The 26762-nt window shown below is 42.2% G+C and carries 24 protein-coding genes; 19 read left to right on the top strand and 5 right to left on the bottom strand.

What is annotated here, in order from left to right; all coding sequences use genetic code 11:
• Positions 1–24: 24 nt before the first annotated feature.
• Genes ACLGGR_RS04815 through ACLGGR_RS04805 form a run of 3 tightly spaced genes read left to right on the top strand, consistent with a single transcriptional unit; the run spans position 25 to position 2559 of the window.
• Entirely contained in the window at positions 25–1644 is a 1620-nt protein-coding gene (locus ACLGGR_RS04815; RefSeq protein WP_041116922.1) for a DHA2 family efflux MFS transporter permease subunit, read from the top strand.
• A 17-nt stretch (positions 1645–1661) separates the two neighbouring features.
• Positions 1662–2186 carry an NAD(P)H-dependent oxidoreductase gene (locus ACLGGR_RS04810; protein WP_024425322.1) on the top strand — a complete coding sequence of 175 codons (525 nt, stop codon included), beginning with the start codon at positions 1662–1664 and terminating at the stop codon, positions 2184–2186.
• Between the two features lie 13 nt (positions 2187–2199).
• A complete protein-coding gene (locus ACLGGR_RS04805; RefSeq protein ID WP_048240197.1) occupies positions 2200–2559 on the top strand; it encodes a hypothetical protein in 360 nt (119 codons plus the stop codon).
• Positions 2560–2672: 113 nt separating this feature from the next.
• Here the strand turns inward: ACLGGR_RS04805 and cspB are convergent, their stop codons facing one another.
• Together cspB and ACLGGR_RS04795 are read right to left on the bottom strand one after the other, a co-directional pair.
• Complete coding sequence (gene cspB / locus ACLGGR_RS04800) at positions 2673–2873, bottom strand: cold shock-like protein CspB (protein ID WP_003212277.1); 201 nt, start codon at positions 2871–2873, stop codon at positions 2673–2675.
• Between the two features lie 211 nt (positions 2874–3084).
• On the bottom strand, positions 3085–4176 hold the full coding sequence (locus ACLGGR_RS04795) for a GGDEF domain-containing protein (RefSeq protein ID WP_410972589.1): 1092 nt from the start codon (positions 4174–4176) through the stop codon (positions 3085–3087).
• Between the two features lie 97 nt (positions 4177–4273).
• On the opposite strand from ACLGGR_RS04795, the gene ACLGGR_RS04790 reads away from it, so the two are divergent.
• Positions 4274–4654: a hypothetical protein gene (locus ACLGGR_RS04790; protein WP_251215754.1), complete on the top strand. Its 381-nt coding sequence runs from the start codon at positions 4274–4276 to the stop codon at positions 4652–4654.
• A 34-nt stretch (positions 4655–4688) separates the two neighbouring features.
• Here ACLGGR_RS04790 and ACLGGR_RS04785 read toward each other — a convergent pair whose 3' ends face one another.
• Complete coding sequence (locus ACLGGR_RS04785) at positions 4689–5087, bottom strand: spore coat protein (RefSeq protein ID WP_251215753.1); 399 nt, start codon at positions 5085–5087, stop codon at positions 4689–4691.
• Positions 5088–5238: 151 nt separating this feature from the next.
• Between ACLGGR_RS04785 and ACLGGR_RS04780 the strand changes: the two genes are divergently transcribed.
• A complete protein-coding gene (locus ACLGGR_RS04780; protein ID WP_285845971.1) occupies positions 5239–5745 on the top strand; it encodes a YhcN/YlaJ family sporulation lipoprotein in 507 nt (168 codons plus the stop codon).
• A 156-nt stretch (positions 5746–5901) separates the two neighbouring features.
• Entirely contained in the window at positions 5902–6777 is an 876-nt protein-coding gene (locus ACLGGR_RS04775) for a hypothetical protein (RefSeq protein WP_323647541.1), read from the top strand.
• A 25-nt stretch (positions 6778–6802) separates the two neighbouring features.
• Here the strand turns inward: ACLGGR_RS04775 and ACLGGR_RS04770 are convergent, their stop codons facing one another.
• The gene (locus ACLGGR_RS04770; protein WP_410972588.1) at positions 6803–7447 is read right to left on the bottom strand and encodes a spore coat protein; all 645 of its coding nucleotides are present in this window, start codon (positions 7445–7447) and stop codon (positions 6803–6805) included.
• Between the two features lie 144 nt (positions 7448–7591).
• Between ACLGGR_RS04770 and ACLGGR_RS04765 the strand changes: the two genes are divergently transcribed.
• From ACLGGR_RS04765 to ACLGGR_RS04755, 3 genes are all read left to right on the top strand, one after another.
• Positions 7592–10972, top strand: coding sequence for a CheR family methyltransferase (locus tag ACLGGR_RS04765; protein ID WP_410972587.1), 3381 nt, complete (start codon positions 7592–7594; stop codon positions 10970–10972).
• A gap of 87 nt (positions 10973–11059) precedes the next feature.
• Positions 11060–13963, top strand: coding sequence for a 5'-nucleotidase C-terminal domain-containing protein (locus ACLGGR_RS04760; protein ID WP_410972586.1), 2904 nt, complete (start codon positions 11060–11062; stop codon positions 13961–13963).
• 46 nt (positions 13964–14009) lie between these two features.
• Positions 14010–14576: a class D sortase gene (locus ACLGGR_RS04755; protein ID WP_095408068.1), complete on the top strand. Its 567-nt coding sequence runs from the start codon at positions 14010–14012 to the stop codon at positions 14574–14576.
• A gap of 38 nt (positions 14577–14614) precedes the next feature.
• Here ACLGGR_RS04755 and ACLGGR_RS04750 read toward each other — a convergent pair whose 3' ends face one another.
• The gene (locus ACLGGR_RS04750) at positions 14615–15523 is read right to left on the bottom strand and encodes an RluA family pseudouridine synthase (protein ID WP_410972585.1); all 909 of its coding nucleotides are present in this window, start codon (positions 15521–15523) and stop codon (positions 14615–14617) included.
• A 109-nt stretch (positions 15524–15632) separates the two neighbouring features.
• On the opposite strand from ACLGGR_RS04750, the gene ACLGGR_RS04745 reads away from it, so the two are divergent.
• The 10 genes from ACLGGR_RS04745 to glpK all read left to right on the top strand — a co-directional run bounded on the left by ACLGGR_RS04745 (position 15633) and on the right by glpK (position 26629).
• A complete protein-coding gene (locus ACLGGR_RS04745) occupies positions 15633–15983 on the top strand; it encodes a DUF5365 family protein (protein WP_410972584.1) in 351 nt (116 codons plus the stop codon).
• 310 nt (positions 15984–16293) lie between these two features.
• Positions 16294–16959: an HAD family hydrolase gene (locus tag ACLGGR_RS04740; RefSeq protein WP_041089572.1), complete on the top strand. Its 666-nt coding sequence runs from the start codon at positions 16294–16296 to the stop codon at positions 16957–16959.
• 15 nt (positions 16960–16974) lie between these two features.
• Positions 16975–18513 carry a bifunctional GNAT family N-acetyltransferase/carbon-nitrogen hydrolase family protein gene (locus ACLGGR_RS04735; RefSeq protein WP_012009394.1) on the top strand — a complete coding sequence of 513 codons (1539 nt, stop codon included), beginning with the start codon at positions 16975–16977 and terminating at the stop codon, positions 18511–18513.
• Positions 18514–18725: 212 nt separating this feature from the next.
• Positions 18726–19142 (top strand): VOC family protein, encoded by a 417-nt coding sequence (locus ACLGGR_RS04730; RefSeq protein ID WP_142944373.1) that lies wholly within the window; start codon positions 18726–18728, stop codon positions 19140–19142.
• 85 nt (positions 19143–19227) lie between these two features.
• Positions 19228–20145, top strand: coding sequence for an AEC family transporter (locus tag ACLGGR_RS04725; RefSeq protein WP_142944374.1), 918 nt, complete (start codon positions 19228–19230; stop codon positions 20143–20145).
• Positions 20146–20177: 32 nt separating this feature from the next.
• Positions 20178–21767, top strand: coding sequence for a PucR family transcriptional regulator (locus tag ACLGGR_RS04720; protein ID WP_142944375.1), 1590 nt, complete (start codon positions 20178–20180; stop codon positions 21765–21767).
• Positions 21768–22022: 255 nt separating this feature from the next.
• A complete protein-coding gene (locus ACLGGR_RS04715) occupies positions 22023–23363 on the top strand; it encodes an aspartate aminotransferase family protein (RefSeq protein ID WP_410972583.1) in 1341 nt (446 codons plus the stop codon).
• 167 nt (positions 23364–23530) lie between these two features.
• Complete coding sequence (locus ACLGGR_RS04710) at positions 23531–24088, top strand: glycerol-3-phosphate responsive antiterminator (protein WP_142944377.1); 558 nt, start codon at positions 23531–23533, stop codon at positions 24086–24088.
• A gap of 213 nt (positions 24089–24301) precedes the next feature.
• Positions 24302–25117, top strand: a complete 816-nt coding sequence (locus ACLGGR_RS04705; protein ID WP_142944378.1) for an MIP/aquaporin family protein — start codon at positions 24302–24304, stop codon at positions 25115–25117.
• Between the two features lie 15 nt (positions 25118–25132).
• Complete coding sequence (glpK, locus tag ACLGGR_RS04700; protein WP_410972582.1) at positions 25133–26629, top strand: glycerol kinase GlpK; 1497 nt, start codon at positions 25133–25135, stop codon at positions 26627–26629.
• The last annotated feature ends 133 nt before the right edge of the window (positions 26630–26762 follow it).

The raw sequence follows: 26762 nt of genomic DNA, 5'->3' as shown, positions 1-26762 counted from the left end.
AAAAATGAAAGGAGGTTGTCTGAGATGGCAAATCAACCTGCAGCGACAAAACAGGGAACAGGCTCCTTGTCTTTACTGATCATTTTAATGGCCGGTTTGTTCGTAGCGATTTTAAACCAAACGCTTTTGAACGTAGCCATGCCCCATTTAATGACTGAATTTAATGTAAGTGCAACGACGATTCAGTGGCTGACAACAGGCTACATGCTTGTCAACGGTGTGCTGATTCCGTTATCTGCGTTTTTAATCACACGTTTTGGGCAGCGCAGCTTATTCCTAGTGGCTATGATCTCGTTTACGCTAGGTACATTTATTTGCGGTATTGCGCCAAACTTTTCAACGATGCTCATCGGCCGTTTGATTCAGGCTGTCGGCGGTGGTATCTTACAGCCGCTCGTCATGACAACAATCCTTTTTATTTTCCCTCCGGAAAACAGAGGGAAAGGAATGGGGATTTTTGGTCTTGCGATGATGTTTGCTCCTGCAGTAGGACCAACATTATCTGGTTACATTATTGAACATTATTCTTGGCGTATTATGTTTTATGGACTTGTGCCAATCGGTGCGATTGTCATTATCGCGGCTTTCTTTATGTTTAAAAATATTGTAGAGCCTAAAAAAATCAAGCTGGACAGTCTTGGTGCGATTCTTTCAATCGTCGGTTTTGCTTCCCTTCTATACGGAGTGAGTGAAGCAGGAAGTGATGGTTGGACAGATCCGATCGTCTTATCTACGATTATTATTGGTGCGATTGCGATCATTCTCTTTATTTTCCAACAATTGAAAGTTGATAATCCGATGCTTGATTTCCGCGTATTTAAATACAGCATTTTCTCATTATCAAGTGTCATTAACATCATTATTACGGTTGCTTTATATACAGGGATGTTCTTACTGCCGATTTATCTGCAAAACCTCGTTGGGTTTACGGCATTGCAATCTGGGCTATTAATGCTTCCAGGGGCACTTGCGATGCTCATTATGTCTCCGATTTCAGGGATCTTGTTTGATAAATTTGGACCTCGTCCGCTTGCAATTGTGGGGATGCTCATTACCGTTGTCACAACATATGAGTTTACAAGGCTGACCATTGATACTTCCTATAGTCACATTGTGCTCATGTATGCAGTACGTGCATTTGGTATGTCACTCTTGATGATGCCGGTTATGACAGCAGGGATGAACCAATTACCGCAGCACTTAAACAGCCATGGTACAGCGATGTCTAATACATTAAGACAAATAAGCGGTTCCATCGGTACGAGTTTGATCACAACGATTTATACGAATCGGACGACATTCCATTATTCCAATATGGCGGATCAAACAAATACAGCGGACCCGTTCTTTATGAATTCATTCCAGGCGGCTGTATCGAATGTGATGCATCATATGGGCATGACAGCTGAGGCTGCTCAAAAATATGTATCCACCCAGCTCTTTACGAAAGCACAGGTTGATTCAAACGTGATGGGAATCAATGATGCTTACATGTGGGTGACATTATTCTGTGCGGCTGGTGTCATTCTCAGCTTGTTCCTGCGAGATGTTCGTAAGGATAAAAAGCGAAAAGAACAGCAGCATAAGAAACAAGAAATATCACTGCTTCCGGCACCTAAGGAAGCTAACCAAGATGCAAGATAAGTGTGGAGGGACCGTACATGAAAATTTATGTTGTATACGATAGTGAAGGTGACCATACAAAAGCACTTGCAGAAGCGATTGCAGCAGGCGCAGGTGAAACAGAGCAAGCTGAAGTATTCATTGATCACGTGAAAGATGCGGACATTCGCAAGCTCGATCAAATGGATGCGATCATTTGGGGCTGCCCTGGTCACTTTGGTACCATTAGTTCTGGGTTAAAGACATGGATTGACCGTCTTGGCTACTTATGGGCAGAAGGAAAACTAATCGATAAAGTCGGGGCTGTTTTCTGTACAACTGCTACAACACACGGCGGTTTAGAAATGACAATGCACAATTTGATTACACCAATGTTCCACCAAGGAATGCTTGTCGTTGGCCTTCCTGGAAATGTTCCAGAGAATGCTTTATACGGCTCTTACTATGGAGCTGGTGTGACATGTCCGATTGATTCAGATGAATTAATTTCTACTGAAGGCATTGAACTCGGAAAAGCACTAGGAAGACGTGTAGCATCAGTCACTGCATCATTTAAGCGATAAGGAGAGGGTTCTTTTGGCGACGATTATTGTAGCGTTAGTAGCTGCTGTTCTAGTCATTATTGGATTAGTAGCGTTCAATGTCAGACACGCATCGGCCGATAAGGAAGAGATCAAAGAAGATGTCTCCAATCAGCCTGACGTGCCGCATAGCGAGCCAGAGGCTGCGGCGAGACCTGTAGAGCCTGAGGTTGAAAAAAAAGCGTCAGAGCCTTCTCAAACAGATGATGCTGCGTCTGGCGATGATTTTTATAGACAGGCGCTTCAAAAGTTTAAGCAGCCAGAACCACCTGTCAAAGAAGAAGAACCAGAGACAAAAATGAATGATGATATGTATCGTTCTGCTTTGCAGAAGCTAAAGCAGAAGGACAAATAAAAAAGAGAACCTTTCATCAGGTTCTCTTTTTTTATGGCACAAAAAAACCGCCGGCAAAAGCCGGACGGTTTTCCTTCACTCTATAAAGTGCTAAAAGAGCAGATGCTCTTAAATTACGCTTTGTTAACGTTAGCAGCTTGTGGTCCACGGTTACCTTCAACGATTTCGAAAGAAACTGCTTGACCTTCTTCTAAAGTTTTGAAGCCTTCGCCTTGGATAGCAGAGAAGTGAACGAATACATCGTCTTGACCTTCTACTTCGATGAATCCGAAACCTTTTTCAGAGTTGAACCATTTTACTTTACCTTCTAACATGAAATTTCCTCCTAAAGCGATCTTAACGCTTAAATTCACTATTCTTGCTCTTACACAAACTTCAAAGACGAAAACTCTTTCAAAACTTTCTTCTTAAAGATGATACGAACAAAAATAATTACCTTTACTTTACCAGTGTTTGCGGGAAAAAACAACTGTTAAACGAAAACTTTTTTAAAAATAATTAGCGCTAACAAATTGAGGAAAATGCCTATGTCAAATGGTCTTTTTTTCTCTCTGAAAAGCTCACTTGATTTCGGCCGGACTCCTTCGCTTTATAAAGCTCCTGGTCAGCTATAATCGGTAATTGTTTGATGTCAGCACTCGTTCCATGAGAATAAGCACACCCAATTGATACCGTAGTGTGAATGGACATACCATTTTTTAAATAAATCGGCTGATCTGCTATTTTTTTTCGTAAGCGTTCTGCGATCTGCCATGTTTTTTCAATTGTACAATTTGGTAGAAGGACAGCGAATTCCTCACCGCCAATCCGCCCAATATAATCAGAGCTTCTTGTGTTTTTAATCAGCCTTGTACCGATTTCTTTTAAAACGATATCTCCCTCATGATGCCCATATTGATCATTGATGGTTTTGAAGTAATCGATGTCTAGGTAAATAAGGGACATTTGATGGATAGGCTGCTTCAGCTTCTTAGTAAAAGCTTCACTTAATACCTCATCGAACTTCCGTTTATTTAAAACACCTGTTAAAAAGTCATAATGAGCTTGGAATTTATACAAATTTAACAGCTGATATGCTTTTGTTTGATGCTCTATGACATAAAAATTAAACAACCCAGCAATATATGAGAAAATCCAATAAGCAAAATGCAGTTTAAGTGATGTCTCATTCACAACCATGATAAACAGGCTTGTGGCCACCACATTACCAATCGTAATGGATAACAGCATTTTCACAACATGATTCATATGACGCTCGGCAATCAAAAAAGAAGAGGTTGCGATAATCATCATGGAAAAAATATTGATGGATGAAGCGATGTTGGCTTCAATTAATAATCGGCCAATGATGACAACAAAGGCTGCAATCATTGTTTGAGCGATGCCTCCATAAAAGGCCGTTAAAATAAGGGGAATATGTCTTAAATCGATGATAGCTGGTCCTGTTTTAATAGAGAAGAACATTAAAAGGACACCGAGTAACCCAGAAAGCATGCCTTTGCATAGTTGTCTGAGCAAGGTATCTTCTTTTTTCAGAAAATTCTCTTTAAACACAAGCATAAATAAATAATGGAAAGTGACAAGAATTGTTAAATTAATAAAGAGGTCTCTTAGCAAAATAGAATCACCTTTTTAAAATTACTAAAATTTGTTGCAAAAGAAAAGGGGAAAAAGGATAATTAATAAAAATTTTCATGATGAGGAATTGAAGAAAATGCGAGGAAAACGCTTTCCAGATCAAACGGACTGGCTTTCTTTTTTTGAAAAAATGCCAGATGCCGGGTTTGAAAAAGAAATGCCGGTTGAATATCAAGATTTGACGTTTCGCTTCGAGAATCAGGAGGAGCGATTTGTTGTGACTATGTCGCTTGCTATGAAGGAATTTACCTTAAAGGTCGTTCGAAAAAAGACCGAATCTGTTTTGGGAATATATGATTTTAAAACAGTGCAGCATGTAGAAATAAAAAAAGATCAGAAGGAAGAAAAGGAACTTTTGCTGATATTAGAGCATTATAGTGACTTCATCACAACAATCGAAATCACATTTTTACCTTCCTTTTGTCTCATGGTCAAAGAACATTTTTCTGGAGAATAAACAGGAGCCTCTTTTTATGAAGGCTCCTGTTTTATCATTTGTGCTCGATGTCATTGATGACTTGCTGGATGGATTCATCATCCAGCACGTTCATCACACTTTCATCAATGTGAAGAGATTGCGCATAAGACTCTGTTGGCTGATGGGTTCTTGATGGTGCTTGGTGCTGGTTCGTTTGATTTGGCTGGACAGCTGTGAATGCTTGCTTGATCATTTGTCCAACTTCACCTGTTCCTTTTGATTCTTTGTGTGAGTGTGACTCATGGCGAGATGAGTCTTGGTGCTGATGGCTTGCGCTTTTCATCATTGAAGACATATTCATTTGTGTCATGCTTTTCAGCCTTCTTCGTAAAACCGGGGAGAACAATGCAATGACAGCTGTTGATACTGCGATCATTGCGCCAGTGCTCATACCTTTTCTTTTTCTAAACAAACGAATCCCTCCATTTGATCGTGATGATCTTTCATCAAGTTTAGGATGACCAAACACAGCTGAATTATGAATTCATTTTGCGGAAACAGAGGATGTGTGCATAAAAAGCCGGCTGGATGAAAAACCTATGAGCAAAAGGAGGGAATAATTGATGAATAAGAAATGGATGCTATCTTTACTGCTCGTGCCAACATTAATTACCGCTGGGTGTGGAATGAACAACCAAGGCGATGAGCGAAGAGGAACAATGAAACGGCAGTATGAAAATGTCACATATAAGAATGACAACATGAGACAGGATCAGCCAGATGTTCAAACACCTCAGAAGGTCAAAGTGGCAGATAAGGCGTCAGAGCTTGTAGCCAATATGTCTGAAGTGAAGTCAGCGAACGTGCTTGTCACAGGAAAAAATGCATTTGTTGCCGTTGTACTTGAAGGCAATAAAAGCGGTGATGTGACGGATGATCTAAAAAAGAAAATTTCAGACAAAGTCAAATCAACGGATCAACAAATCGACAACGTGTATGTATCTGCTAATCCAGACTTTGTCGATCGTATGAAAGGTTACGGAAAACGCATTAAAAGCGGAGAGCCGATTTCAGGATTATTCGATGAATTTACTGAAACGGTTAGACGTGTCTTCCCTGAATCAAAATAGCTAAGACAAAAGCCGTATGTCATATGCGGCTTTTTTGTTTGGAACCGCACCTCGCGCACCTGACTGCATAAAGTAAAAAATATATCACCTCTTGTTGATCTTTGTTTCTTCATAGAAAGAGAAAGAGGGTGCAGGATGAATTCAGGTGGGGAGCAAATGAAAGCCAAGCCGTCATTGATTCATAAAAAACTTGTAGGCGGAATGATTGCAGCAGGTCTGATTTTTTATGCTTTCACCGCGTACTTGATTTATGTTGCGTTTCAGCTGACAGGACAATATTTGGAGCAGCAGTCTTCTCCTAAAACGGTGATCACGGAGGGACTCAATAAGCAAGTCTATGAACATATTCGAATCTACTATTCAGAGGAAGAGGATGCTTTTGTTGATCTGACAATTGAGGCCATGAAACAGGCAGAGAAGAGAACAGCGTCAGTGTTTCAGTTCGAAGCTGACAGACCTTTAGATGTTATTTATTTTGATGATAAAGAGACGATCGAACAAATGGCTGGAATTAAGCATATAACCGGATTTTACTCTGACCATGATCAGATGATTGGGCTATATCCAGATAAACGGGAAGCATTATTGAAGAAAGAGACACTGCCTTTATATTTTTTCAATTCGCTTTTTATTCATGAGTACGCTCATTTTGTTTTCTATGAAAAGGTCCATTCATATGAAGTGTCTCCAGGAATTTTTCCGCTGTGGTTCCACGAAGGAACAGCAGAATGGACGGCCTATGACGTGTTAAATGCTACGTCTGAACGCTTCGACGTGATTCCTTTTCAATCTCTTCATTCTGATCAAGACTGGCAGAACTCTCGGGTAACGTATGAGACAGATGTATATTTACAAAGCTATTATATGATCTATGAGCTGGTGCAGCTTTACGGACGAGACGTCATACATGAGATCATGGAGGAAACTGCGAAAACAGGCCAATTTGCTAGCGGTTTTGAACAGGCGACAGGGGAGAGGCTCACAGATTTTGAAGAACAGTTTAAAGTGATGTACCAAAGAAAAAACGGCTGACCAGAGAAGGGGGTCAGCCGTTTTTTTAATGAAGAGGCTTTTGTTGATCGGCCTTGCTAGGAGGCATTTGAACCTGCCCCTGAAGCGGTGCAAAAGCTGACGTCATGGCTGTCATGTCTTGTTTGGAAAGCTGAGGAACTTGATAGTAGCTATGCTTGTTTTGATACAAGAAAATTTCATATGCCATTTCGATAAAGTTCGGAATCTGCGCAGCAAGCACACGTCTGACAACAGGATTTGTTACTTCTAATGCGGACATGGAAAGTAACCCAGCATGTGATTTGACTAGGCTGAGCATATGTCCTGTGATGCCTAAGTCTTTTACATCCTGTAATGACTGATTCGGCTTCTTCGGCTGAGAAGGTTTGATTCCGTATGTCACTTGTGTGTGTTCTTTCATCATATAAGTAGCGGTTTCTTCACTAGGCTTTTGTCCGGTAGAAAAACAATCTACAGTGACATTGTACTGGGATAAAACGAATTGATATTGTCGATCCAGGATGTCGGATAATGCAGGATCTTGAATAAATTGCCGCAAGATCATATATTGATCCAAAATATTAATCGTGCCGGCTAAAATTTCATGTAAATCGAATAACTCATGCCCGCCATGGTTGAGCTCAGGCTGCTGAGCGCTTCCTTGAAACATTGGATGCTGATCGTTTTGCATTGAGATTCCTCCTTCTGTTTATACAATCTGTTTTAATGTGAGGATGTTTTCACGTTTTCATGCAAAAAACATTATTTACAATTAGAGGGTTTTCTTCCTTTTTGTCGAAAAAAAGTATCAGACGAATGAACATGGGGGTACCAGATGCAGGACAAAATCATTAATCGTTTGATAGAAGACGAACATGTGCAGGCACCAGTGATTGGCATCGGTGTTTCGCCGTTTGAACAGCATCATCTTGAGGCTTTTTTTCAATCGTTTCCACATGAATTAAATGCCTCTTTTATTGTTGTGCAAAATCATGTGACAGGCGATTGTATAACAGATTTGGAAGCACTTGTTTTACCGATTGGCTACCGGGCAAAAACGATTAAACATGGTGAGAAAGTCATGAAGAAGACCATCTATTTTTGTCCGCAGCATGCGGCTGTGACGTTAACAGAAGATCATCGGCTGCATGTATCAGAGCAGCTGCCAACAAACAAGGCATGCTCTGTCGACTCGCTTTTTAAGTCACTTGCCAGTGTTCAAAAGGAAGAGGCGTTTGCGATCTTTTTTCAAAAAGGTCATTGTGTGGGGAGTGGATTGCTTCAGTTGGTTGAGCAAGGTGGTACAGCCTTATCGTGCAGTGAGGTAGAGAGTGGCTTTGACAGCATGTATCATCACACATTCAAAGATCCATCTACCCTTGCGGCATATATGGCCAATATCATGAATGTCTCGCATGCTGATGAGACAGACCCAGCTTTACTAAGAATCATTGAACGTCTTGAAATGTATAAAGGGATTGCCTTTTCAACCTATGAAAAGAAAAGACTGCTTTCTGTCATTCAAAAACGGATGCGCACTGCAAACGAGCCGATGTCATTATTAGCAGAGTACGATCGTTTATTAGAAAGAGAACCAGATGAGCTTGATCGCCTGCACGTCCAGCTTTTAAGCGGCACGACTACTTTTTTTAGAGATATGGAAGCTTTTCGTGTATGTGAACAGAAGATCATACCGTCCATCATTGACCATTCGATGAACAACGGGAAATCTCGCTGCCGAATTTGGATTGCGGGATGTTCCACAGGGGAAGAAGCCTATTCTTTTACGATGTTATTTTTAGAAGAAATGAAGCGAAGAGATGTGTCCATTGAACTTCAAGTCTTTGCGACAGATATCAACCGAAAAGCCATTCAAATAGCTAGTAAAGGTCTTTACTCTAGAGAGTCTATGGCAAGCATACCGGAAAAATGGCGGGCGCGATATTTCGAAACAAAAGGTGACGCTTTTATTGTGAAGCAGTCGCTTAGAAAACATATTGTTTTTGCTCCTCACAATTTATTGATTGATTCACCTTTTATCCACCTCGATTTTATCAGTTGCCGAAATGTTCTGATGTACTTTGAGCCAGAAGTGCAAAAACGAGTATTATCCCGATTCCAATATGCTTTAAAAGATCAAGGGATGTTAATATTAGGGCCCAATGAAACTGTCCCCAATATCCCTCGATTGTTTCAACTGTTCAATGAAAAGTGGAACATTTACACCCATTCAAACATTTCTACATCTAGTGTCCCTTGGATACATGACGCTCGTGATGCCGAGTTACAAAAGCGAGCCGCACAATATATGCAAGAAGTGAGCGAGGATTATGATGCATGTATGGTCATCAATGATGGTAACAAAATCCTGGCGATGTCAAATGGGGCCTATTCTTTCTTAGACCACAAAGAAGTGTCAGATCAATCATGTGAATATGTAACGCCTGATTATTTGAAAGAGATGTTGAGTCAAACCTTTCAAAAGGTATGGACAGACGAGACGGAGGTTGTGTTTCAGCATGTTCTCATTTCGGAAAAAGGCAGAAAGCAGTTTGCGGATTTTATTATAAAGAGTTTTGATCGCCGTTTTAAAGGAGTATACGTCATTCTCATTCGACTGAATGAGAGAGGAAAAAATCAAAAGAACGGCAGGGAAAAAGGGATGCCAGATCAGAATTCAGTCTATCAACAGCGTATTGTCGATTTAGAAAATGAACTCAATGAAGTCAAACAAAAGGAACAGGAGGCAAGGGCTCAATTAAAAGCGAGAAACACGCAAACAGCGGAGCTTGAGAAAAAACACGAGCATTTCATTAATATCATAAACAACTTAAGGGTGACAAGGGAAGAACTGTACAGACCTTCTGTCAAGCCGGAGCTTGCGACGTTGTTTGTGGACCGGGACATGAATATTCGCTACTACACTCCTACAGCTGCCTCTTTATTTACTTCAGCTCAAATAAGGCACCAGCAATCCTTTCAGTCGATGGCCAAGAAGATTACGCAGGAAACGCTCTATCATGACATACAATCCGTTATCTCGGACAGGCGCGTCATCGAACGAGAAATTGAAACGAATGAAGGCGAACAATTCACTGTTCACATCACACCTATCTTTGATCATGATCATGAGGGAGCGGTGATGACGTGGATTAAAATGACGGAAATGTCAAAAATCAAACAGGCACTCCATCTAGCGGTAACAGCACTGGATAACAGCCATATCCATATTGTTGTTGCAACTGAGGAAGGGGTCATCCAATGCGTGAATCAGCGCTTTTGCCAGTTTGTACAGCAGCATGAATACGACCTGATCGGCAAAGATATCTTTTCTGTCTATCATGCGCTGTGTCAATGTGATGATTTAGAAAAGCAATGGGACGTTTGTTTAAAAGAAGGCAGCTGGACAGGTGAGCTGTACTTTCAGGATTTATCAGGCCGTGAACGATGGGAGCGGGTCTCTTTACACCGAATTGATGATCCTGACAAAATGCAGTCAACTGTGATGCGGATTTCAGAGGATATTACCAATCAAAAGCAGTCAGAGAAGATGTTGATGAAGTCAGAGATGCTGTCGGCAGTGGGGCAGCTTGCAGCCGGCATCGCCCATGAAATACGGAACCCGCTGACGTCGTTAAAGGGATTTTTACAGCTGATGATTCAAAGTAAGAAATATCAGAAGGATTATGCAGATGTCATGATGTCTGAATTTAATCGGCTTGAGGCCATTATTAATGAATTCCTTGTGCTTTCTAGAAGCAAATCGGTGAAATTTGAGCCGGTACATGTCAATCTTCTGCTCGAAGAAGTGATCATGGTCGTTGAATCACAGGCGGTCTTAAAAGGCGTGTCTATTCAGAAGAATTTGTCTCCGTCGCTGCCAAACATTCAAGGTATACCAAATGAGCTGAAACAAGTTTTCTTAAACATTCTTAAAAACGGTATTGAAGCGATGGATGGTGTGACAGGTGTCATTCAGGTCACATCCGTATTGGAACATAATCAAATGATGCTGATCTTTGAAGACCAGGGAAAGGGCATACCAGAAGATGAACTGGGGAAACTGGGAGAACCTTTTTATACAACGAAAGAAAAAGGGACTGGCCTTGGTTTAATGATGACCATTAAAATCATTGAAAGCCATGGCGGCAGCATTCGTTTTGAAAGCAAAAGCTTTGAGGGGACACGAGTCATTATTACGTTTCCAATGAGTTAACAGACATAAGATTTACAAGAAATCCATCTACCATCAATAATTACTTAGTACACTATGAGAGATGAAGCTCGAAAGGGGAGAGGTCTAATGAAACGTGTTCGATCCATTCGAATGATCTGCTGTTTGGTTTTGGTGATCTTTAGTCTGCAATCCTTACTGCCTGGCATGATTACAGCAGAACAAGCCAGCGCGTCTGAAAAGAAGGAAACGGTATGGAACCAAAAGAAGCCAATGAAAATCAAGAAAGCCCGTCAGCTGATCGGAGAGACGGTGACGGTGAGCGGAATCGTGACAGCGGATCAATCTGCTATAGGCAATGGGAAACTGTCAACATACATTCAAGATAAATCAGCTGGAATCAATATTTATTCAGCACAGCCTAACAATTTCCCAGAACTAAAAGCGGGCATGAAGGTGACAGTATCGGGGAAGATCACGTCTTATAAAGGCCTGATTGAAATTGTGCCAGATCGAGACCGCCTGAAGATCGATGGTGTGAATCAAACCTTGCCAAAGCCGAAGCGAGTCTCACTGAAACAACTAGAAACGGATCAGGCACGTAAACATGAAGGAAAACTTGTGAAGGTCAAAGGTTATGTTGATTCAAAACCAGAGCAGCCGGCTGGCGGTGGATACAATGTGGTGATCATTGATAAAAAATATCACAGCACCATCCTCAGAGTGATGGTGGATACAAGTGCTATTGATGAAGTAAAGACAGGGAAATGGTATGAGTTTACAGGAGTGTTGAGCAGATATGATACGCTGCAGGTGCTTCCAAGACACAAGGGTGATGTCAGCCTCTTAAAACGCCAGCCAAAGCCGCCAAAAATCAAGAAAGAATACGCGGCAACGGTTGACCGGGTGGTGGATGGAGATACGATTCACTTAAAAAAGCCTGTGCTTGGTACAACAAAGGTGCGCTTTGTGAATATGGACACGCCGGAAACGTACCATAAGCCAAAAAATGAATTAGATCAAAACCAGCTGCGTTTTGGACAGAAGGCGACGGACTATTTAAATACGCTTCTTTCAAGCGGAGATAAAGTCACATTGAAGATTGGTCCCGAAGCGAAGGACGGCTATGGACGTCTCTTAGCTCAAGTGAAAACCAAAAAAGGGGTTAATACGAATTTAGAGCTTGTGAAAAAAGGATATGCCCCTACGTATTTCATCTGGCCAGTTGGAGATGAAAAGGAGTATCAGACGTTCCAAAAAGCTGTCAAAGAGGCGAAAGAAAAAGGGCTGGGCATTTGGAACGAAGCGGACCCGCTGCTAGAACAGCCGTTTGAATTTAGAGCACGTGAACAGAAAAAAGGACTCACACGCTATGTCGGTGATTCATCGGCGAAAACCTACGTATCGCCTGACAGCTGGAAAGAAATTGCTGTAGACAAACGCATCTTTTTTGCTTCAAAAGAAGAAGCAGAACAGGCTGGCTATCAGCCGGCAGAGGGGACGGGCGAAGTCCCATTAACCATTTTAAGCATGAATGATTTACACGGGAAAATCGATCAACAATACGAGCTGGACCTGAAAGGTGATGGCAATAAAGGAACGTACGGACGGATGGATTATGTGGCGGCTTATATGAAACAAAAACAAGCAGCACACAAAAATACGATCACAGTCCATGCTGGAGATATGATTGGCGGCAGCTCTCCAATATCTTCACTTCTGCAAGATGAACCAACGGTTGAACTCATGGAAAACATTGGCTTTGATGTTGGCACGGTTGGCAACCATGAATTTGATGAAGGGGTGGACGAGCTATTACGTATCATAAATGGTGGAGATCATCCTAAAGGCACAAAGGGATATGACGGACAGAATTTTCCGCTTGTTTGTGCAAACTGTGAATACAAGGATACAGGCAAACCACTTTTACCTGCTTATGAAATCATGGATGTTGAAGGAATCCCTGTAGCATTTATCGGAGTTGTGACAAAGTCAGCCGCAGGAATGGTGATGCCAGAAGGGATTAAAGACATTCAGTTTACAGATGAAGTCAAAGCCGTAAATGAAGCCACGAAGGAATTAAAACAAAAAGGGATCAAAGCCATTGCAGTCTTAGCTCATATGACAGCCTTTCAAAATGGAGATACCATCACTGGAGAGAGTGCGAAGCTTGCGAAAGAAGGCGATGATGAAATTGATGTCATCTTTGCAGGGCATAATCACGAAGTGGTAAACGGAGAGGTCAATGGTAAATTAATTGTTCAAGCCTTTGAATATGGGAAGGCCATTGGCGAAGTCAATGTAACACTTGACCGCAAAACGAAGGATATTGTCAAAAAGAGTGCAAATATCCAGTATGTAGACCAATCTGGTATTGAAAAGGACAAGGAATCAGCCGGCATCTTGGCTCATTACGGGAAAGAAGTTGAGCCGATTATTAGTGAGGTAGTTGGAGAAGCTGGTGTCAAAATGGAAGGCGGCTATTCAAATGATGGAGACACGCCGCTCGGTAATTTGATTGCTGATGGTATGAGATATTCGATGAAAAGTGATTTTGCCATGATGAATGGCGGCGGGATCAGGCAAACCCTTGAAAAAGGGCCGATTACGTGGGGAGATTTGTTTAATATTCAGCCTTTCGGCAACGTCTTAGTTAAACTTGAGATTAAGGGGAAAGACTTGGCTGAGATCATAGAAGCGCAAATTTCACCACAGTTTGGACCAGATTATAGCATTTCGGGCTTTTCATATTCCTATGATCCGGTAACATATAAAGTAGTCGACTTAAAGCTGCCTGATGGTTCATCCGTTGCGCTCGATCAAACATATACACTCACAGTAAATAACTTTATGGCAACTGCCACCGGCAGTAAATATGCGCCGATAGGCCGGCTCGGGAAAAATCCCGAAACAGGTCCAGAGGATCTAGAAGCCACTGTCGCTTTTGTGAAGAGCTTTGATGGAGCTTCCATTGTGTATCAAAAAGAGGGACGAATTCAAAAAGCAAAACAAGAAGAAAAAGCAGCAAGCTAAAGAGCGTATCATCTAAGAGAAATGTAACAGGCAAAGGAGTTTAAGCATGAAGAAGTGGCTTGCACTTACTGTGATGACAGCAGGAATCATCCTGCTCGGCTGGGGAATTTGGCAAATCGCCTCTACACACCTTCAAACGGCACAATCATTAGAAGACGCGAAGAAGGCAGTAGCGGACGATCAAGGGATGTCAAAGAAGAAGTTTTCTCCTGAAATAGGGAAAGCTTCTGGCATCCTGACGATTCCGAAATTAAAAGCAGACCTGCCCATTGTCGAAGGGACAGATGCAGATGATCTTGCCAAAGGAGTCGGGCATTACAAAGGCAGTTATTATCCTGATCAAAAGGGACAAATCGTCCTATCTGGCCATCGTGACACGGTATTTCGCCGAACAGGTGAGCTGGATATTGGGGATCAGCTTAAAATCACTGTGCCGTATGGTGAGTTTGTTTATGAAATCACGCATACGAAAATCGTGGATCAGCATGATACTTCCATTATTACTTTGCAGAATGAAAAGGAAGAGCTCGTGTTAACGACATGCTATCCATTTCATTTCGTTGGCAATGCACCAGAGCGGTATATTATTTATGCAAAAAGAGCATCTGTCTAAAGAAAAAAGAGCCTGCTTATCAAAAGCAGGCTCTTTTTTTAATGAATGATCTCGTCAATGAGCTGAGCCATATCTAGTGGAAGCGGCGCTTCTATGCTCAGATGCTCACCTGTAAAAGGATGTGTCATGTCTACTTGTTTGGCGTGAAGAGCGCATCTGTTGATATAGGCGCGAGCCCCGCCATAAAGTGAATCCCCGGCTAAAGGATGCCCGAGACTGCTAAGATGGACACGAATTTGATGTGTTCTTCCGGTCTCTAATTGCAGCTTAACCGCTGTCATTTGCAGATGTTTATTAGTGTCCATAACCTGAAAATGAGTCACAGCACTTTGACCAGTAGGAGAGATTCTTCGTCTGACGCCATGATGCTTGTCACGTCCGATCGCTGCATCGATCGTGCCTTTCTTTTTCTTGAAAAGTCCTTCTGCGATGGCGATGTATGTTCTATGGATCGTTTTTTTAGAAAGCATTTGATCAAGCACGGTATGAGCTAACCTGTGTTTAGCAAAAATGACAGTGCCGCTTGTATCTTGATCAAGCCTGTGGATATGTCTCACCCGTTTTTCCTCGCCATTTGCTTGAAAATGGAAGGCCACAAGGTTAGCCAGTGTGCCTGTTTGTCCCTTTTCATTTGGGTGCGTTGGCCGTCCGGCGGGCTTTTGCACAATCAATAAGTGCTCGTCCTCAAAGAGCACCTCTAATTCACCATATTCTGGCGTTACATCACTCTCTTCCGTTTCAAATAAATCGATCAAGATGTGATCGCCTGTACTGACTTTTGCCGCGTGATGGGCAGGCTTTTGATTTATACGTACTTTTTGATGCTCCATCCAAAAATGGATAATCGGTTTTGAGGCCGACACGGCTGTTTTTAAAAACTGACTAAGTGAAATGTCATGATGCTGCTCACCTGCTTTTAGCGAGAGCGTATGTCCTTTAATGTTCATGATATCCGTTCCTCTCTTTGGGTATATATAGGAAACACTTACCTTGGCGAACGCCTTTTTTTCTGTGCTATTCTGAATGAAGAAATAACGACAGAGAGGTAGATGTCACGTGAGATTAATGAAAGCTGCTACAGACCTGCAGGAGCAGGCGATTGAAGAAATATCAAAGGATGTAGAAGAGCTTCTATCCCATGCTGTTGGTGGAAAGCAGCTCGCCGCGCGTCAAAAAGAACAACCGCTGACCTTTGTTGAAGGGGTTTATAACGGAACGATGGACGATGCTTTTCGTATTTTATCGGGACTTCAGCTATTACATACCATTATTGTAAAACCTAAACGCCAAATTACAAAGCGTGATCGTGAGCTATTCGAGCGAAACCGTGAGCAGATCAATGCATGCGGCTTTTCTTTTCCGTTTGATTTAGACGATTTTTCCAGCCGCCGCCTTCAAAATGCGTAAAAGTTGGTGTGAACTTCCTTGTTAACTTATTAGGCTGCCGCACATACTATTTTTAAGGGAACGGAGAAACCTTTAAGATCTGTAATACCAAACCCGCTCTTTTTCAACATTGCCTATTTCTCCACGAATCGGAGCGCTTGGATCTCTTGCAGAATGAACCAAACACGGGTAGGAGCCTGACAAAATGGTACAGGCTCCTTTTATACATAATTATTTTAGCAGACATTCATCTTTGAAAGTCAATTTTATTCACGATATGATAGCATTGGGTATCATATTAAAGACTTTCGTAAAAAAAGGAGTGGCCTCGTTGGTAAAGGCGATTATATTTGATTTTGACGGATTAATTTTAGATACAGAAACACATGAATATGAAGTTTTACAAGAAATGTTTGCGGAGCATGAGTCGGAGCTGCCTCTTTCCGTATGGGGCAACGTCATCGGAACGCAGGCAGGCTTTAAGCCATTTGAATACTTAGAAAAGCAGCTGGGAAAGACGCTGGATCATGAGGCGCTCACAGCGGACCGGCGTTCTCGTTTTCAAAAGAGGATGAAGGACGAATCAGCAAGACCCGGCGTAGAAGCTTATTTACAGGCAGCGAAGGAGCTTGGGATCAAGATTGGACTTGCTTCCAGCTCAGACTATAAATGGGTGTCTGATCACCTGAAGCAGATTGGTCTTTTCGATTACTTTGAATGTATCCGCACGTCAGATGATGTGGAAGAAGTCAAACCTCATCCAGAGCTTTATTTGCAAACCGCAAGCTGCTTAGGTGTAGAGCCAAAGGATTGTGTGGCATTTGAGGATTCAGTGAATGGGTCAGTTGCTGCCAAACGGGCAGGCATGAAATGCGTTATCGTCCCAAACAAAGTGACGAGCACGCTGCAATTTGAAGAATATGATGTCAGATTAGAATCGATGGCTGAAATTGAATTGCTCCAGCTATTCCATCAGCTTGAAAAAGAGGATCAGTAAGGGGGCAAAAACATCATGGCAGAAAAACTCGATTTAACGCGGTTTGAAAAAAGAATGGTGATCCGTAATATCCGGGAAGAAGATATTGACCGAATTATTGCCTTACAGGAGGTATGCTTTCCGGGCATGGACCCATGGAAACGAGAGCACCTTGAAAGCCATCTTGAGCATTTCCCAGAAGGACAGTTTTGTGCTGAATTTGAGGGAGAAATCATTGGCTCTTGTTCAAGTTTATTAATTAACTTTGATGAATACGATGACCGCCATACTTGGCAGGACATCACAGATGATGGGTACATCACAAACCATAATCCAGATGGGATGAATATGTACGGAATTGAGGTGATGGTCAGTCCTGAGTACCGCCGCATGAAAATTGGCCATCGTTTATATGAAGCAAGAAAAGACTTAGCGAGAAGATTAAATTTAAAAAGCATCATCATTGGCGGACGCATCCCGAATTATCATAAATACCAAGAGGAAATGACGCCTCGTCAATATGTGGAGCAGGTCATGCTTCACCAAATTTATGATCCTGTTTTATCTTTTCAGCTGTTAAATGAATTCAGCCTCATGCGGATCAATCCGAATTACTTGCCGGATGATAAGGCATCCAGCACATATGCGACATTAATGGAATGGAACAATGTTGATTATCGTCCGCAATCGAAGAGATATTATAAATCGGCGTTCCCAGTTCGCATTTGCGTCATTCAATATGCGATGAAACAAATTCATTCCTTCGAGGAATTTATGAATCAGGTGGAGTATTATGTTGATGTCGCATCAGATGCATCAGCCGACTTTGCCGTATTCCCAGAAATTTTTACAACGCAGCTCATGTCTTACTTAGAGGAGCGCTCCCCAAGTCTTGCAGTGCAGCGGATCACGGAATATACCGAGGACTACATTAATTTGTTCACAGACCTTTCTGTGAAGTACAACATTAACATCATTGGCGGATCCCATTTCGTTGAAGAGGAAGGGAAAATCTACAATATCGCTTATTTATTTAGACGTGATGGAACGATTGAAAAGCAATATAAACTTCATATCACACCGAATGAAAGAAAATGGTGGGGGATCTCAGCAGGTGATCAGGTTCGTGTATTTGATACGGACTGCGGAAAAATTGCAATCCAAATTTGCTACGATATTGAATTTCCTGAGCTTGCTCGGATTGCAGCTGATAAAGGAGCAAAAATTATTTTTACTCCGTTCTGTACAGAAGACCGTCAAGGCTATTTAAGAGTGCGTTACTGTGCACAGGCTAGAGCGGTTGAAAACCAGATTTATACCGTTATCTCAGGAACTGTCGGAAACCTTCCGCAAACCGAAAATATGGATGTCCAATATGCACAATCAGCGATTTTTGCCCCATCTGACTTTGAATTTGCAAGAGATGGGATTGTAGGAGAGTGTAATCCGAATATAGAAATGGTTGTCGTGGGCGATGTCGATTTAGAAATTTTAAGAAGACAGCGGCAAGATGGAACGGTACGTCAGCTCAAAGACCGAAGAAGAGACGTGTACCATATTGAATATAAGAAATAAATAATGCAAGGAAGCGTCTGTCACAAGGCGCTTCTTTTTGATGACATTTTTTTAAGAGACGAGCTAAAGCTTTCGCTGCGACCTGTTCAAGATTCATCATCATTTATTGTCTAAATAAGGCGGAGCTCTTATTTTTTCACGTGATAAAGGGATGCCGGAGCAAAATCCGAATATACTTGAAAAGAGATCATGTGTTCAAAAAGGAGAGGAACATGGGGCGACAAGCTAAACATTTGTATATCAATTTGCCGGTAAAGCATGTCAAGGAATCAAGGGCTTTTTTTGAGCAGCTGGGTTTTGACTTTCAAGAGCAGCTTTCGAATGATCAGGCAGCTTGTTTGGTCATTGGTGACACCATCACGGTCATGTTGTTATCCCATAAGCATTTTCAAACCATCTCAGAGAAACAATTGGTGGATGCAAGGCAGGCATCAGAGGTCATTATCTCTATGCGGGTTGATTCACGAAAAGAGGTCGATGACCTGGTGGAGCAGGCGATGGCAGCAGGCGGTTCACCGTTTAAGGAAAAGCAGGATCATGGGTTTATGTATGGCTGGAGCTTTCAGGATCTTGACGGTCATTTGTGGGAAGTGTTTTATATGGATGAGGAGAGGAGCGCCCTTTCATGAGGGTGCTTCTTTTTTATTGTTTAACAATGGTATGATAATGAGGAAGCAAAAAATAGGAATTCATCTAGAGAAAAGTAGGTGCAGCATGGAGTTTTTACTTGTCTTACTGCCAGTGTTCGGCATCTTTCTTATCGGGTATATTGGGCAGAAGGCCATTGGTTTTGACATACATACGCTCTCATCAATGTCTTTATATTTAATGTCACCATTTCTTGCGTTTGAAACCTTTTATCAAAACAAAGTGTCGATGGACTATGTGTACCTATCTATTTTTGTCGTCGGACTTTGTCTTTCACTTGTTTTATGCGTTTTTATTTTATCTCGTATTTATGGTTATTCGAATGAAATGTATTGTGCCATGATTCTGTCGTCAGCCTTTATGAACAATGGGAATTACGGCACGCCCGTAGTCTTGCTTGTCTTCGGAGCTGCTGGGCTTGATATTGCGATTGTGTTAATGGTGCTGCAGCAGCTTGTCATGAGTACAATCGGTATGTATTATGCAGCAAAGGGCGGAGAGGATGCAGGAGATGGAAAGGTTGTGCTGAAAAAAGTGCTGCGTATGCCGGTTGCATATGGGGCACTCCTCGGTCTATTATTTCAGCTGATTGATCTTTCATTACCTAAAGAGGTGATGACTGGTGTTCAGCTAGTTGGGGATGCTGCTATACCAACGATTATGCTTATTTTAGGCATGCAGCTTGCCGTCATTTCTTTTAAGCAAGTGGATTATCGCCATATTTCTTATGCTGTCCTGCTGAAACTATTTATCTCACCAATGATCGCATTTGGTTTTACGCTCATTTTACCGGTAGATGATTTGGTGAAACAAATTATGATCTTAGTGGCCGCTATGCCGACAGCAGCAAATACCACGCTGATGGCTGTACAATTTCGAACGAAGCCTGAGTTTGTCTCAAGCACGACATTTCTCAGTACCGTTTTAAGCATCGTGACATTACCTGTTTTATTATGGATTTTATCTATGCACCCTCTGGGATAGGGGCTAGGCGGCTAACAAAGGGGGACATATGAATGAATGTAGATGTTCATTTTCAAGTGAGTGATGTGTTGAAAACAAAGTATTTTGCCCATGCGAAAGTGTTAGCAGGAGAAAAGGGGTTGTTTCGACAGGTCAAGTGGGTCCATGTGCTAGAAGTGCCTGCTGTAGAAGATTTGTTAAATGGGGGAGAGCTCATATTAACAACAGCCGCAGGCTTTCATGATCAATTGGACGTGTTTCAAGCATTTTTAAAACAGCTGATTGATTCTGGTGCGGCAGGCTTGTGTATTGAATTTGTTCCACTCAGATTCGATGTGCCGGAAGAACTGATTGCGTATGCAGAAGAAAGAGATTTTCCGCTGATTTTGTTTACAAAAGAAGTGAAATTCGTCAACATCACACAGCATCTCCATACGATGATGATTGAACGCCAGTATCAAATGATGGCTGATTTAGAAGCACTATCATCAAAGCTGAATGAGCTATTACTGACTCCTCATCCGCAGATGGATATCTTGGATCAAGTGTATCAGCACGTAAGGGGCATTCTTTTACTCATTCCTGTTCAGGGGGAGCCGATTATTTTATGTGATTCCTCCAAACAAACTGAAGAGCTGGTCATGAATTATTTACAGTTTTCTTCCTTGCCAAGAGGATACGAAGTGACCCAAAAACAAGTGCTCGCACTCAAGCAGACATTTGCAGACCTTGTGCTTATTCATCAAACGAACGCGCTCTCAGAATTCGAACTGCTTGTCATGGATAAAGGAGCAAATGCTCTTGCCCAGCAAACGTTAAGAGAGCTTTATACAGAAGAGCTGAAGAAGACAAAAGAGAACGAATGGCTGCAAAAATGGTTCCAAGAAGAGCATACAGAAAGAGATATTTTAGAGCATCTTGAAGAAACAGAAGGGTTGAAAAAACCAACCGGCTGTGTGGTCATGCTCTTTCAAAAGCATCATCAAATCGAAGAAATTGCAGGAAACCTTTATTTTCTCGTATCGTGCCGCTCCATCTTTCAGCGGGCGGGTTTCCACTTGATTCCATATGAGCATCAAGGACAAACCTTGTTTATTTTATTAAACACGAGAAAGAAGGAGGACTGGAAAGAGCGTGCAGAGAAGGCGGCAGCTGACATCAAACAATTGTATGATCGGGAGCAGCCCCGCGGAACTGTGATCAATTTTGGCATTGGTCCATATTGTGAACAGTTTCAGCATATGAGAAAAAGCTTTCAGGCAGCCAAAGAAGTGCTGCATATAAAGAAAGTGATGCCCCAGCGGGTGGAAAGCCCATTTTATCAAGATTTGCATATGCTCCGTCTCATGCCTGTCATGCAGGAAAGCGGCTTGCTTGAATGTATGGTGAAAGAGTATTTGGAGCCTGTGATTTTATATGATAAGCAAAATAGCGGAAGACTCTATCAAACGCTGAATATCTTTTTACAGACAAACGGTTCTAAAAAGGAAACTGCAAGCCAGCTCTATATTGTCAGGCAGACGCTTTATCATAGACTAGATAAACTGCATGCATTGCTTGGTGAGGATATGATGCAGGCACCGAAACGACAGGCGCTTGAATTTGCGATTCTTGCATATGAATTCCTGCAAGGAAATCGTTAACGAGGTGTGTTAGATTTGCTAAGGCACCCGAGTAGAATGTCTTATGGTTCTTTTCAATCAGTTGACGATCTGTCTAATGTAATCAGCCCGTCCCCTTTTTTATAATGTAAGTAACGATTGGTTCTCTCTTACGGGCGGCCTAGTTTCAGTTTCATATGCCTCCCTTTTCATCCATATAATGAATGGAGAGGCAATGTGCTGCTGAACCGGTCTAAGCTTCTTTAATGATGAAAACGGATACATGGGGGCGGGAAGATGAAAATACATGAGCAGGCTCAAAATCTTCAGACGAAAGATGATCAGTTGATCTGGCATCATATGAAAGGGACAAACAAGGAAAATGAAAGCATGGTCATTCACGAGGCAGAAGGCGCATGGGTGACAGATATTCATGGGAATCGATATTTAGATGGGATGTCAGGTCTTTGGTGTGTAAATGCCGGTTATGGCAGAAAAGAGCTTGCAGAAGCGGCATATAAGCAGCTAAATACAATGCCTTACTATCCGCTGACGCAAAGCCATGTGCCAGCAATTCAGCTCGCTGAAAAGCTAAATGAATGGCTTGGCGGGGACTATGTCATCTTCTTTTCTAACAGCGGTTCTGAAGCCAATGAAGCCGCATTTAAGATCGCCAAACAATATCATGCGCAAAAAGGAGAGAGCACAAGAACAAAGTTCATCTCCAGGTATCGGTCGTATCACGGCAATACAGCAGCAGCCCTTGCCGCAACGGGGCAGGCGCAGCGTAAATATAAATATGAACCATTAGGTCAAGGCTTTATCCATGTCGCACCGCCTGATATGTATCGTCATCCTGAGGATCAAGAGACTTTGGCAAGTGCAGCGGCAATAGATCAAGCCATGACATGGGAACTAAGTGAAACCATTGCTGGGGTCATTATGGAGCCGATTATTACGGGCGGCGGTATCTTAATGCCTCCGAAAGGGTATTTGAAGAAGGTCAAAGACATCTGCGCTTCTTATGGAGCGCTTCTCATTGTGGATGAAGTCATCTGCGGCTTTGGCCGGACAGGGAAGCGGTTTGGTTTTATGCATGAGGAAGTAAAGCCGGACATTATCACAATGGCAAAAGGGATCACAAGCGGCTATTTACCGCTTTCTGCAACGTGCGTGAAACGAGAAATCTATGAAGCGTACGCAGGGGAAGATACGTATGACAGGCTGCGCCATGTGAATACATTTGGCGGTCACCCTGCTTCCTGTGCGGTTGCCCTTGCGAACCTAGAGATCATGGAAAACGAGAAATTAGTAGAACGGTCTGACACGCTTGGGCAAGACATGCTTGAACGTTTGCAAGAGTTAAAAGAGCATCCATTTGTCGGTGATGTCAGAGGAAAAGGCCTGCTGTTTGGAATTGAGCTTGTTCAGGATCAACAGTCCAAAAAACCAGCTGATCCACAGGTTGTCGGTCAATTGATTGCAGAATGTAAAAAACGCGGACTGATCATCGGGAAAAATGGTGATACGGTTGCCGGCTATAATAACGTTGCCCAGCTTGCACCACCGCTAAATATAACAAACGAAGACGCCTCATTTATTATTAACACGCTTAAAGAAAGCATGGCACAGTTATAGCAGAGAGATTTCTCTGCTTTTTTTTTATGGAAAAAGCACATATATAGATCCATTGAGATGCTGATAGGTGAAATCGGCATTGGATACACTAGGTGTATTGAAAAATAGAAGAGATTCTATTACTGTTAGAAGAAGGCTGAACCAATACACTTAGAAGGAGACGGCATATGAGTTTTCATGATCAACCCATTCTACCTGCTGTTCGCAATATGAAGCAATTTGAGGAATTTTTAAAAAGTCCATTTACATATGGGGTCTTACTTGATGTTCATTTAGGCCGGCTAAAGGGCATCATGAATGAGGCAAATGCCCATCATAAAAAAATGTTCGTCCATGTCGATCTTATTCACGGGATCAAACATGATGAATATGGAACGGAATTTATTTGTCAGGAAATGAAGCCGGCAGGAATTATTTCTACTAGGTCTTCTGTCATAGTGAAAGCCAAGCAAAAGAAGGTATATGCCATTCAGCGAATGTTTTTACTTGATACAAGTGCGATGGAAAAAAGCATGGAGTTCGTAGGAAAACATCGTCCAGATTTTATTGAAGTATTGCCTGGGGTTGTGCCGGATTTAATTACTGAAGTGCGCGACCGAGCTGGGATTCCAATATTTGCAGGCGGATTTATCCGCACAAAAGAAGATGTGGAAAGAGCGCTTGAAGCAGGAGCTACAGCTGTGACAACATCGAATACAGCCCTTTGGAAAGCGTTCCAAAAGTGAAAAGATAAAATGTGAAAATTGATTGACAACGTTTTCATCCTCTGATACTATAGCACTAAGTTAATATCATGTGATGGAGAAACGGAGATCCACAACAGCGCTTTACTAGGTGACAAATGACCCTGATGTAAAGTATGTTTGTTGTGGATCTTTTTTCTTTATCTTTTTCACACATTCATAGGGGATGGCAACTGAACCAGAGGAGGAATTTTCATGACACCATTTTGGGGTGAAGTCGTAGGTACAATGCTGCTCATTATTTTTGGAGGCGGTGTGTGTGCGGCAGTCAATTTAAAGAAATCGCTCGCATATCAATCCGGCTGGATTGTAATCGCTTTCGGATGGGGATTTGCAGTAGCCATAGCAGCTTATGCAACAGGTGGAATCAGCGGAGCGCATTTGAATCCAGCACTAACAATTGGGCTGGCGCTAGAAGGAAGTTTTCCTTGGGCTGATGTACCAATGTATATTGCCGGTCAAATGCTTGGCGCATTAATAGGAGCTATTATTGTCTTTTTACATTACTTACCGCACTGGAAAGCAACAGACGATCCGGGTGCAAAGCTGGGTGTATTCTCAACTGGTCCTGCGATTCCGCATACTTTTGCAAACGTACTCAGTGAAGTGATTGGTACATTTGTATTGGTTCTAGGAATTTTAGCGATTGGTGCAAATAAATTCGCAGACGGAGTCAATCCGCTGATTGTTGGTTTCTTAATTGTCGCAATTGGTCTTTCATTAGGCGGAACAACTGGTTATGCAATCAACCCTGCACGTGATTTAGGTCCGAGAATTGCTCATGCGATTCTGCCGATACCAGGTAAAGGTCCATCGAATTGGAAGTATGCGTGGGTGCCAGTCGTTGGTCCAATTTTAGGCGGCGCATTTGGCGGTGTTTTCTACAATGCAGCCTTTAAAGCGAACATCACTCCAGCCTTTTGGATTGTAAGCGTTATTTTAGTTGTGGTATTGTTAGGACTCTATGTCTCTACGAAAAATCAAACAAATGCTGTAAATGAAAGTATGTAAGGGGAGGAAAACACCATGGCAAAAGAAAAATATATTCTCGCTTTAGATCAAGGGACAACAAGCTCAAGAGCGATCTTATTTGATCAAGAAGGCAAAATTGCACATACAGCTCAGAAGGAATTTAATCAATATTTTCCGAACCCAGGCTGGGTAGAACACAATGCAAATGAAATTTGGAGTTCTGTTCTATCCGTCATTTCAACTGCTTTAATTGAATCAGGCATTGGAGCAGATCAAATCGCCGGTATCGGAATTACGAACCAGCGTGAGACAGCTGTTGTTTGGGATAAACATACAGGCGCACCCGTTTATAATGCAATTGTTTGGCAGTCTAGACAAACGTCTGGCATTTGTGATGAGCTAAAAGCGAAAGGCCACAATGAAACGTTTAGAAATAAAACAGGTCTTCTCATAGATGCTTATTTCTCAGGCACTAAAGTAAAATGGATTTTAGACAATGTAGAAGGTGCTCGTGAGAAAGCAGAAAATGGTGACTTGCTGTTTGGCACAATTGATACATGGCTTATTTGGAAGATGACAGGCGGTCAATCACACGTCACAGATTACTCCAATGCGTCAAGAACGTTAATGTTCAACATTTACGATCTGAAATGGGACGAAGAATTACTTGATATCCTTGGCGTACCTGCTTCTATGCTCCCAGAGGTGAAACCATCTTCACACATCTATGGTGAAACAACAGACTATCACTTCTTCGGCAGAAATATCCCGATTGCAGGAGCGGCGGGAGACCAGCAGTCTGCACTATTCGGTCAGGCTTGCTTTGAAGAAGGAATGGCGAAGAACACGTATGGTACAGGATGTTTCATGTTGATGAATACAGGGGAAAAAGCAATTAAGTCGGATCATGGTTTATTAACGACGATTGCATGGGGCATTGACGGTAAAGTTGAATATGCTTTAGAAGGAAGTATTTTCGTAGCTGGTTCAGCGATTCAGTGGCTGCGCGACGGACTGAGAATGTTTAAAGACTCAAAAGACAGCGAAGCCTATGCGGAGCGAGTTGAGTCAACAGATGGCGTATATGTCGTTCCAGCATTCGTTGGTCTAGGCACACCATACTGGGACAGTGATGTCAGAGGCGCTGTATTCGGATTAACACGCGGTACTTCTAAAGAGCACTTTGTCCGTGCAACGTTAGAATCACTTGCTTATCAAACGAAGGATGTTTTAGATGCGATGGAAAAGGATTCAAACATCTCATTAAAAACGTTGCGTGTAGATGGCGGAGCTGTAAAGAATGATTTCTTAATGGGCTTCCAAAGTGATTTGCTGGATGTACCAGTAGAGCGTCCAGAAATTAATGAAACGACGGCACTCGGTGCGGCCTATCTTGCGGGAATAGCAGTTGGCTTCTGGAACGACCGTTCAGACATTGCAAAACAATGGAACCTTGACAAGCGCTTTGACCCTAAAATGGAAGAGGACAGCCGTGACTCGTTATACAGCGGGTGGAAAAAGGCTGTAAAAGCAGCTCAAGCTTTCAAATAAACCAAAAGTATGGTATACTTCAAGTAAGTTAATAGAACGGTTGGAGAACTGGAGAGACCGCAGGCACCGAAGTGTAGAAATACGCTTTGGGTGTTTGCGGTCTCTTTTTCTTTACCGTACAACATGGGAGGAA

Origin of the sequence: Bacillus sp. BD48, from assembly GCF_046566805.1 — a bacterium.
Classification (GTDB): Bacteria; Bacillota; Bacilli; order Bacillales; family Bacillaceae; genus Bacillus; species Bacillus safensis.
Note: the sequence above shows the minus strand (reverse complement) of the source record. Positions and strands in the feature narration are given on the sequence as shown.